The organism is Corallococcus exercitus (assembly GCF_003611585.1).
GTDB lineage: Bacteria > Myxococcota > Myxococcia > Myxococcales > Myxococcaceae > Corallococcus > Corallococcus exercitus.
The window spans coordinates 1-9,791 of record NZ_RAVW01000368.1 but is presented as its reverse complement, the minus strand read 5'-3'; the positions used below and the strand labels follow the sequence as shown (position 1 = coordinate 9,791).

General features: G+C 70.0%; 7 protein-coding genes. 3 read left to right on the top strand and 4 right to left on the bottom strand.

Annotated elements, in window-relative coordinates; translation table 11 throughout:
* Nucleotides 1-951 (top strand): PEGA domain-containing protein (locus tag D7W79_RS32370; protein WP_120529224.1); only part of this gene is annotated, 951 nt, incomplete at its 5' end.
* 85 nt (nucleotides 952-1,036) lie between these two features.
* Complete coding sequence (locus D7W79_RS32365) at nucleotides 1,037-2,794, top strand: AAA family ATPase (protein WP_171437869.1); 1,758 nt, start codon at nucleotides 1,037-1,039, stop codon at nucleotides 2,792-2,794.
* 18 nt (nucleotides 2,795-2,812) lie between these two features.
* On the opposite strand, the gene D7W79_RS32360 is transcribed toward D7W79_RS32365, so the two are convergent.
* From D7W79_RS32360 to D7W79_RS32345, 4 genes are all read right to left on the bottom strand, one after another.
* The gene (locus tag D7W79_RS32360) at nucleotides 2,813-3,676 is read right to left on the bottom strand and encodes a L,D-transpeptidase family protein (RefSeq protein ID WP_244222091.1); all 864 of its coding nucleotides are present in this window, start codon (nucleotides 3,674-3,676) and stop codon (nucleotides 2,813-2,815) included.
* A gap of 316 nt (nucleotides 3,677-3,992) precedes the next feature.
* Nucleotides 3,993-5,942, bottom strand: a complete 1,950-nt coding sequence (locus tag D7W79_RS32355) for a LysM peptidoglycan-binding domain-containing protein (RefSeq protein WP_120529219.1) — start codon at nucleotides 5,940-5,942, stop codon at nucleotides 3,993-3,995.
* A gap of 125 nt (nucleotides 5,943-6,067) precedes the next feature.
* Complete coding sequence (locus D7W79_RS32350) at nucleotides 6,068-7,645, bottom strand: multiheme c-type cytochrome (RefSeq protein ID WP_439099253.1); 1,578 nt, start codon at nucleotides 7,643-7,645, stop codon at nucleotides 6,068-6,070.
* Entirely contained in the window at nucleotides 7,645-8,031 is a 387-nt protein-coding gene (locus D7W79_RS32345; protein WP_014398957.1) for a response regulator, read from the bottom strand. The genes D7W79_RS32350 and D7W79_RS32345 overlap by 1 nt, the downstream gene beginning before the upstream one ends.
* A gap of 181 nt (nucleotides 8,032-8,212) precedes the next feature.
* On the opposite strand from D7W79_RS32345, the gene D7W79_RS32340 reads away from it, so the two are divergent.
* A partial coding sequence (locus D7W79_RS32340) for a mechanosensitive ion channel family protein (RefSeq protein WP_120529221.1) occupies nucleotides 8,213-9,791 on the top strand: 1,579 nt, incomplete at its 3' end.

Below are 9,791 nucleotides of genomic sequence, written 5' to 3'. Positions count from 1 at the left end.
CCGCCGGAACCGATGCCGCCCCCGCCGCGTCCGCCCGCGCCCCCCGTCCTGAACGGCGGGAACACGTCGCGTCCGCCCCAGGGCCGGGAGCCGTCCGGAAAGGACGCCCGCGCGAAGAACGCGCCCGAGGAGGGCGGTGCCCGGGGCCTGGGCCTCAAGGGCATGGACAAGCGCCTGCTCTACGGCGCCGTGGGTCTGGCGTCGCTGTTCATGCTGGTGGGCGTGGCCCTGGTCTTCTCTCCGAGCAAGGCCGCGCAGGGCTACGTGATGGTGGAGCTCAAGACGCCGGACGCGAAGGACCGCGCGATGGTGTCCATCAACGCGGGGCCTCCGGAGAAGTTCCCGGCCAACGGCTTCATCCTGAAGCAGCTGCCGGTGGGCAACGTGCTGGTGGTGGTGACCGCGGACGGCTACGACGCCTTCAACAAGTCCGTCATGGTGGCCGAGGGCGCCAACGCCACGCAGGTGCCGGTGCAGCTCAAGCAGCAGTCGCGCTCGGTGCTCGTGGTCTTCAAGACCCAGCCGGATGACGCCGAGGTGAAGATCGACGGCCAGGTGGCCCGCAAGCAGGGCGTCCGCGAGGCGGTGCTGCGCGACTTCTCCCTCAGCGCGGACACGCCGCTGGTGGAGGTCTCCGCCCCGGGCTACGTGACGTTCATCAAGAAGCTGGCCGTGAACAACAACGGCCTGGACGTGGCGGCGACGCTGGAGCGCTCGCCCGTGGACGTGCGGATCGAGTCCACGCCCGAGGGCGCGTCCGTCTTCCTGGGCAACAAGGACCTGGGCGTCGTCACTCCGGCGAACGTCCGGGTGCCGTGGGGCACGCGCGAGCTGACGCTGAAGGCGAAATGCCACGCGGACGCGGACGTCTCCGTGGGGACGCCGACCCCGGCGGGCTCCACGGTCAAGGTGGAAGCAGCCCTGAAGAAGCAGGCGCGCTGCCGCGATTAGCGGCCCCGCCGTCCTGACGCTTAAGGTAGGCCTGGGGGTCCTCCCCCCGGATGTCCCTGGGGGGAGCGACGCCGGAGGGATGTCCGTGACAAAGGTGCGCAAGGTGAACAAGGCGGATCCGCTGGCGGATCTGCCCCGGTGGGCGCAGCAGCTGGCGCGCAAGTACTACACGAAGACGGTCAGCACCTTCCTGCTGTACGGGGCCGTGCGCGATTTGCAGCCCCTGCAGCTGGAAGACGGCGGACGCGGCTTCGGGACGCTCAAGACGTTCCTGTCGGAGGAGCTGTTCGGCGGGCGCGACCACGTCCTCTTCTACGACCGCTCGTCGGGCATCCGCTCCTCGACGCCGGAGACGCAGAAGGACCTGGCGCGGGCCATGACGGGCTACGACGCGATGTACGGCACGGACTTCTCCAAGGTCCTGCCGCGCGACCCGGGCCGTGCGCTGCAGATTCTCGAGAACTTCCTGCGCATGCGGCTGAGCGAAGGCCGCTCGTTGGCGCTCATCATCGACTACGCGGAGACGCTGGTGCCCGGCGGGGAGATGAGCCACCTGTCCGCGGAGGACCGCTTCGTTGTGGCCACGCTGGACAAGTGGGCGCACGACCCGCAGTTCCTGGCGGGCGACGTGTCGGTGGTGCTGCTGGCGGAGAACCTGTCGGACGTGTCGCCGCGCATCAGCCGCAACCCGTACGTGGCGCCCATCGAGCTGCCGCTGCCCACGGAGGAGGAGCGCCTGGACTACGTGCGCTCCAAGCTGGAGGGCAAGAAGCTCCAGTCGGTGTCCGAGGTGCCGCTGGCGGGCCTGGCGAAGATGACCGCGGGCCTGTCGCGCATCAACCTGGACCGCGTGCTCACGGAGGCGCTGGAGCGGGAGGTGCGCATCACCCCGGAGCTGCTCAAGGAGAAGAAGAAGGAGCTCATCCAGGCGGAGTGCCATGGCCTCCTGGAATTCATCGAGCCGGCTCACACGCTGGACGCGGTGGCGGGGCACGCGCCCGCCAAGCAGATGCTGCGGCAGGCGGCGTCCGCGCTGAAGAAGGGCCGCATCGAGGTCATGCCCATGGGCTACCTGGTCAGCGGGCCGGTGGGCACGGGCAAGACGTTCATGGTGAGCTGCTTCGCCGGGGAGATTGGCATCCCGGTGGTGAAGTTCCTGAACTTCCGCAGCCAGTGGCAGGGCGTGACGGAATCGAACCTGGAGAAGATCTTCAACCTGCTGAAGGCCCTGTGGCCGGTGGCGGTGATGGTCGACGAGGCGGACACCTTCCTCGGCAACCGCGACTCCGGCGGGGACTCGGGCACGAGCAGCCGCATCTTCGGCTCCATCGCGTCCTTCATGGGCAACACGCAGTACCGCGGCAAGATCGTCTGGTTCCTGCTGACGGCGCGCCCGGACCTGCTGCCCATCGACCTGAAGCGCCAGGGCCGCGCGGAGGAGCACCTCGCGCTCTTCTATCCGCAGACGGACGAGGAGCGGAACGAGCTGTTCCAGGCGATGAGCAAGAAGACCGGCGTGTCGGTGGAGGGCGTGGACTCCTTCGCCGCGCTCATCCCCGGTGGCGTGCGCGCCTTCAGCGGCGCGGACATCGAAGCGGTGATGGTGCGCTCGAAGTTCCGCGCGCTGGCGGAGGGGCGCGACCAGGTGACGAAGGACGACCTGGCCGCGGTGCTGGCGGACTTCGTGCCGCCCAGCTACCCGCTGGAGATCGAGATGCAGAACCTGGTGGCGGTGCAGGAGTGCACCAGCCGGGCGCTCTTGCCGGAGAACTTCCGCAAGCTGGACCGCGACTACATCAGCAAGCGCGTGCGCGAGCTGAAGATGCTGCTCGAAGAACAGTAGGCGCAAAGCAGCAGGCCTCTAGCCGGTGGTGACGGGGACGCCCAGGTGCGGGTCCTGGAGCGTCTCCACCACCGCGATGCGGTCGCCCACGGCGAGCGCGTCATGCAGCACGAGGATGTCCTCGTTCGCGTGACGGATGCAGCCGTGGGACACGTCGCCCCCGAGCAGGGCGGGGGCGCTGGTGCCATGCAGTTCCTCGCCGCTGCGGTGGCCATCCGCCCAGGAGAGGTCCAGCAGCCGAGCGCCGAACACGTGCCGGTCGTTCCAGAGCCGTGCGCCCGCGTCCTCCGTGGCCACCTGGTCCAGCTTCGCCCTGACGACCTTGAGGCCCGGGTGCGTGGGCGTGGCGGCGGTGCCCACGGCGTTGGGGAAGATGTCCAGCAGCCGCCCCTCCGGGTCGAAGAGGAAGGTGCGGTGCTCGCGCAGGGCGATGACCACGCGCACCGGCTGGCCCGCGTAGAAGGGGGAGGGCAGGGCGCGCGACTGTCCCCGTGAGCCCGGCGCGGGGGCCAGCGCATCCAGGGCCCGCAGGGTGGCGGCATCAAGGACCCCGCTGGAGCGCAGGCCCGCATGCACCTGGAAGTTGCGGAGCGCGCGGGCCGTGTCCGGGCCGTAGCGTTCGTCCGCGCCGCCGTACAGCGCGAACCCCATGTCCAGCAGCGCGCCCTGCACCGCGCCAAGTCCCTCTCCCCGGGCCCCCGTGCCAAGCACCGTCGCTCCGGAGGCCACGTCCGCGAGCTGCCGCGAACCGGCGAAGCGGGGATGTTCCAGCAGCGGCGCCGCGACGGCCGATGCCGCAAGGGGCACGGCCCGCTCCGCTTCATCGTTCCGCGCCGCGACGGCGGATGGCGTGCCTGTCACGGTGTCGCGCGAGCGATCCATGGAAGCGGACACACCGTCCGACGGGGATGCGAGGGACAGCCCCCGTGCTGGCACGGGCACGAGGCCTGGGAGCTGCGTCCTGGGCGCCGCGCCGACGCTCAGCGCGGACGGAACGGGCCCGCTGAAGCGCGTGAGCGAGTTGCCCCCGGAGGCCGTCCTGTCCCCCGGACGTTCGACTCCACGGGGCAGGACGGGCGCGGTGTCGCGCGGGTCCGTCGGTTCACGGAGGAGAAGCGGAGACTCTCGAAGCAGTGCGGATGCGAGCATGGCGCCGGGGACTGCAAGGTCCCGGCCGTCGCGCCATGCCCTTCCGCTGCTACGGCGCGCTCAGCGACAGCAGCTTGCCGGTGGGGACCGTGCGGTGGTCCTTGATGTGGTTCCACTTCATGATGTCCTCGACGGACACGTTGTAGCGCTGAGACACCGACCAGAGCGTCTCGCCCTCGGCCAGCGTGTGCACCCTGGCGCCCTTGGGGCCCACGGGCGCCTGTCCCGCGACGGCGTTCGCCACCACGATGGTGCCGCCGCGCTCCTCCACCTTCGCGGGCGCCGCGCCCTTGGCGTCCGGCGGCCACACCGCGAGCAGCGTGCCCAGGGACAGCGTGCGGTTGCGCTTGGGCAGGTTGTTCCACTTCTTCAGGTCGTCCACCGACACCTGGAAGCGGTTGGCGATGAGCCACAGGCTGTCGCCCTCCTGCACTCCGTAGGTGATGCGCGTCTTGCCATCCACCTTCTCCGTCTTCACCGGACCGGCGGCCACGGGTCCACGGGGCGTGCCGGCGGGGACCTCGTCCTCCGGCCGCGTCGCCACCACGCCGCTGCGCCGCGCCTGCGCCACCTTCGTCGCGATGGCGCCACCCGCGTCACCGCTGCCACCCCGGCCGTTGGCCGGCACCGGAATCACCAGCTCCGCGCGCAGCTTCAGCGTCCGCGCGCTCTTCAGCCGGTTCATCTGGAGGATGGCCTCCGGCGCCGTGCCGTACTTCTGGGCAATCTGCGACAGCGTGTCGCCGCGCTTCACCGTGTGCACCCGGAACGTCAGCCGCTCCGCGGGCGACAGCTTCTTCAGGTTCTCCGCGAACAGCGTCGTCGTGCCGCGCGGCAGCTTCAGCACGTAGGGCTTCGCGGCCGTCGCCGGAGGCGTGCACCAGCGCCGCAGCTCCGGGTTCAGCTCCTGCACGTCCGTCACGCTCACCCCGGCCGCGCGCGCCACCACGTCCAGGTCCGTGGCGTCCGTGAGCTTCACCTCGTCGTACTCGAGCGTGGACTCGTACTGGAACTCCTCCTCGGAGAAGCCGAACGCGGTGGGGTTCTTCGCCACCAGCGCCGCGGCGATGAGCTTGGGCACGTAGTGCTTCGTCTCCTTCGCCAGCCCCTTCTCCTCCGCCAGCACCCAGAAGTCGTTCGTCCCGTAGCGCTCCACCATCTTGCGCACCCGGTACGAGCCCGTGTTGTAGCCCGCCCACGCCAGGTACCAGTGGCCCAGCTCGCCGTAGAGGTCCTTCAGGTACGCGGCCGCCGCCTGCGTGGCCTTGATGGGGTCGCGCCGCTCGTCCACCCAGAAGTCCTGCTTGAGGCCGTACTGCTTGCCCGTGCTGGAGATGAACTGCCACGGTCCGGCCGCGTGCGCCCACGAGTACGCGTTCGCGGAGAAGCCGCTTTCAATCATCGCCAGGTACACCGTGTCCCGGGGCAGGCCCTTCGCCTCCAGGATGGGCTGCATCACCGGCAGGTAGCGCGTGGAGCGCGCCATCCACTTGCGGAACCACTTGCGGCCGGGGCCCTGGAAGAACTGGATGTACTCGGCCACCCGCGGCTGCATGTCCACCGGGATGTCGTAGCGGTCCTTCACCTGCGAAATATCGAAGTTCGCCAGGTCGGTGATGCGCGCCAGCGGCGGGGCCGTGTCGTCCTCGCGGAAGGTGGGCTCCTCCAGCGCGTCCAACATTCGCAGCCGCAACGGGTTCGTCAGGCCCAGCCGACGCAGCGACTGCATCATCTCCGCGTTCGGCTTCGCCTCCGGGTCCAGCGTCGCGCCTTCCAGCGCGCGCAGCTCCTCCAACTCGGCGGACTCGGATTCCACCTCCTCCGTCTCCTCGCCCTCCTCCATGGGAGAGGGAGGCGTGGCCAGGCTGCCATCCGCCGTCAGCGTGGCGGCTTCCGAGGAGGGCGCCGCATGCACGCCGGGCAGCGGCACCGGTTTCGGCGCCACGCCCTGCGAGGAGGGAACCGAGGCCAGGGCTAGCAGGAGCAGAGAGAGCGGCATGGGAACGCCAGGCGAGGTCGCCCAGAAGCAGGCGAAGGCCGCAGTATTCGCCAGCTTTCTTGACAGTCAAACAACAAGTCGCGCGGTATGCCCCCGGGAAGGACCCCAAGTGGGAGCAGGCGACCCTATTTCGCCGGGGGCTCTCCTGCCTGCCCGCTCTTCCCCGTTCCGCCATGGCCGGGACCGAGGATGCGCGGCAGGTAGGTGGCGAAGTCGAAGTGCGGGGAGTTCTCCGCGTTGTGGCAGGTGACGCACACGGCCTGCCCCGGCTTGCCCACGATGGTGGCCGGGCTCGGCGCGTCGACGTGCCTGGAGCCGGGACCGTGGCAGCTCTCGCAGCCCACGTCCTCGCGGCCCGCCACCTTGTCCAGCCGGCACACGCCGCCGGGCTTCTGCCAGCCGGTGACATGACAGCCCACGCAGTTGAGGTGGTGCTGCTTGCCGACTTCTTCCAGCGTCTCCCACGCGTGGTGGTGCTTCGTGCCTTCCCACACGGCGGCCGCGTCCGGGTGGCAGTCCGCGCACACCGCGCTGCCCACGAAGCCCGCCTGGCCCTTCGCGGGCAGCGGGCAGTCCTGGCCGTGCGCCTTCGCCCACGCGAGGTTCAGCTGGCCCACGTCCGCGTCGTACGCCTTCACCAGCGCCTGCGTGTCCGGCGCGGTGGGCAGGTTCGACTCCAGCGGCAGGAAGCGCAGGGCGAAGCCGTTGACGTCGGAGGCGGGCGCGGGCGGCGCGGTGAGCAGGCCCTGCTTGCGCGCCGACAGCTCGTCGCGCTTGCCCTGCTTCAGCGCCTTCAGCTTCGGGTCGAGGCCGGGCAGGGCGATCTCCTTGTCCAGGAGCGCCATGCGCTGCTCCAGCGCCGTCACCTCGCGCTCCACGTCCCCCTGCGAGCGCTGGAGCGTGAAGGCCCCCTTCGCCGGCGCGTACGTCAGGTCCACGCGCAGCAGCGAGCGCCCCTTGCTCTGCACCGCCACCACCGGCACGTCGGAGCGCACCAGCCGGTTCTCCTCCGCGGAGAACTCCCCGGCGCTGTGCGTGGCCACCACCAGGTTCGCGGCCAGCCCCGGCAGCGCGGCGGCGGCCTGCGCGGCCTCCAGCGGTTGATCCAACAGGCCCACCACGAAGTCCGCGCCCTGCTCGCGCGCCTGCTGGCTGGCCTTCACCAGCGCCTCACCGGACGCCGCCGCGACGACGCCCACCTTGCGGGTCCCCGCGTCCAGCACCTTCACGCCACCCGAAGCAACCTCCGGCAGTCCCAGCCCCTGGCGGAACGCCGCGCCGCGCGTGTCGTCCAGCTCGCCCGTGGCGCGCGCCGCGATGCCCATGGTGCGGAACGCGTCCGCGAGCGCCTTCGCCTTGCGCTCCTCCTGCGGCACCTGATCCGCCTTGAGGTGCGTCTCCCCGAAGAGGCTGTTGCCGCCGTCGATGTAGAGCACCGGCTGGCCGCCCTTGCGCGCCTGCTGCACCTGGAACGCCGCCCGGCCAATGCCGCCGCGCATGTTCTCGCTGCAGCCGCAGGGGCCCAGGTAGCCACGCGTGTCCGCGGAGATGAACAGCACCGCGCCTGGAGGCGCGGCTGTGGCGGTAGGGGAGGGGGTCTGCTGCTCGGAGCCGCCGCCCTCGGGAGGGCGCGCTTCCTGGCGTCTGCAACCAGCGAGAAGCGCGCTCACGAGCACCGCGAGGACGGCCGCGCGCATCGCCATCACCAGAGGATGCTCTGCACCAGTTCGTCGATCTTCTCGCCCATCGCCTCCAGGCCGTTCACCTTGGAGAGCGAGCCGTCCGCGCCCACCTGCTCGGCGAGCTTCGACAGCTCGTCGTCCGGCAGGCTGGAGAACAACACGATGGGGATGTCCTGCGTGTTGTACTCGTTCTTCAGCGTGCGGCAGATGTCCGTGCCCTTGGCCTCCGGCATGTGGATGTCCGTGAGGATGAGGTCCGGCCGCCAGCTCTGAAGCGTTTTCTCAAACTCCATGAGCGTGGAGGTGGCCACGACCTCATAGCCCCGCGCCTCCAGGACAGCCTTCTCCATGGCGAGGGTGATCTCGCTGTCGTCAATGAGGAGGATTCTTCGCTTCTCTTCGGACACGGCGACCTTCCTTGGGGGTCGGTTCTAGCCCACCACCCAGCGGCGCACCAATGCTTTCCCGTGTCGCAGCCCGGCACGGGTTTTCTGTTTTCAACCCCGGGCTTCCCAGCGGCCGGGCGGGCTCGGAAGCACCCACCGTCTTTCCCGCACAACCGACCGCACACGGAGTAAGGAGGCGCCCATGAAGCGCCATGCCTCCCGGGTCCTGGTGGCCCTCCTTCTCCTGGGGTGCGTCCTCGGTAGCCTCCCCGCCCTTGCTCTCAATGGTGGGTTGGGGGAGGTCCCGCAGGACCTGGACCGCACGTCGCCGCGCGCCACCGCGCAGGGCTTCCTGGACGCGGTGCATCGCGGGGAGTACGCCCGCGCCGCCCACTACCTCTACCTGGACTACCTCCCGGCCTCCGAGCAGCCCGCGCAGGGCGCCCAGCTGGCGCGCAAGCTGAAGTTCGTCCTGGACCGTGAGCTGTCGGTGGACACGTCCGTCCTGCCGAAGACGCCGGAAGGCGAGTCCGCCAACTCGCGCTTCGTGTCGCTGGGGGGCATCCCGCTCAAGGGCGACACCATCCCCATCCGGCTGCAGCGCATCAGCGTGGACGGTACGCCCACCTGGGTGGTGGCGGAGTCCACCGTGAAGATGGTGGACCCTCTCTTCGAGGAGTACGGCCCGCTGCTCACCGAAACGCTCCCCGCCGTCTTCTTCGAGCGCACGGTGCTGGGGCTGGAGCTGTGGCAGTGGCTGGGACTCGCGGTGACATTGCTGGGCGCGTGGATCCTCTCCTTCCTCCTGGAGAAGGTCCTCCTGTCCGCCGCGCTGCGGGTGGCGCGCTGGACGCGCATCTCCTGGGACGACCAGCTGGTCAACGCGGGCCGGGGCCCCCTGCGGCTGCCCTTCTTCGCCATCCTGCTGGCGCTGGGCACCTCGTTCCTGCTCCTGCCCCCCAAGCTGAAGCTGCTCAGCGACCGGGTGAGCTACTCGCTCATCATCATCGCGGTGGCGTGGTTCATCCTGCGCTTCCTCCGGGTGTCGGAGGCCTACGTCCAGAGCCGCGTCACCTCCGAGACGGGCAGCCACCCGCGCGCCCGTTCGCTGCGCACGCAGCTGGCGGTGCTACGCGCGGTGTTCGAGGTCGCCACCTACGTCATCGCCGCCGCGCTGCTGCTCATGCAGTTCGAGGTGGTGCGCAACGTGGGCGTGTCGCTGCTTGCCTCCGCTGGTATCGCCGGCCTCGCCATCGGTCTTGCCGCGCAGAAGTCCCTGTCCACGCTGCTCGCCGGCATCCAGCTGTCCATCACCCAGCCCGTCAGCATTGGCGACAACGTGCTGGTGGAGGGCGAGTTCGGCACGGTGGAGGAGATCACCCTCACGTACGTCGTGCTGCGCATCTGGGATCAGCGCCGGATGGTCATTCCCATCACCCAGTTCCTGGACAAGCCGTTCCAGAACTGGAGCAAGGGCTCCCCGGAGATGATGGGCACGGTCATCCTCCAGGTGGACTACATGGCGGACATCGACGCGCTGCGCGCGGAGCTGGACCGCATCCTCTCCAACGAGGGCAAGCACCTGTGGGACGGCCGGGTGAAGACGCTGGTCGTCTTCGACGTGATGGACAAGACGCTCACCCTGAGGGCGCTGGTGAGCGCGGCGGACTCCGGCAAGCTGGGGGACCTGCGCTTCCTGGTTCGTGAGCGGCTGGTGCTCTTCATCCGCGCCCGGCCCCAGTGGCTGCCCACGGTGCCGATGAAGCGCCCGCCGTCGAAGA

What these genes read in the sequence shown, in the direction of transcription:
- D7W79_RS32360 (WP_244222091.1), bottom strand. Translation starts at nt 3,676, where the DNA reads ATGGATCGCTCGCGCGACACCGTGACAGGCACGCCATCCGCCGTCGCG.
- D7W79_RS32355 (WP_120529219.1), bottom strand. Translation starts at nt 5,942, where the DNA reads ATGCCGCTCTCTCTGCTCCTGCTAGCCCTGGCCTCGGTTCCCTCCTCG.
- D7W79_RS32350 (WP_439099253.1), bottom strand. Translation starts at nt 7,645, where the DNA reads ATGGCGATGCGCGCGGCCGTCCTCGCGGTGCTCGTGAGCGCGCTTCTC.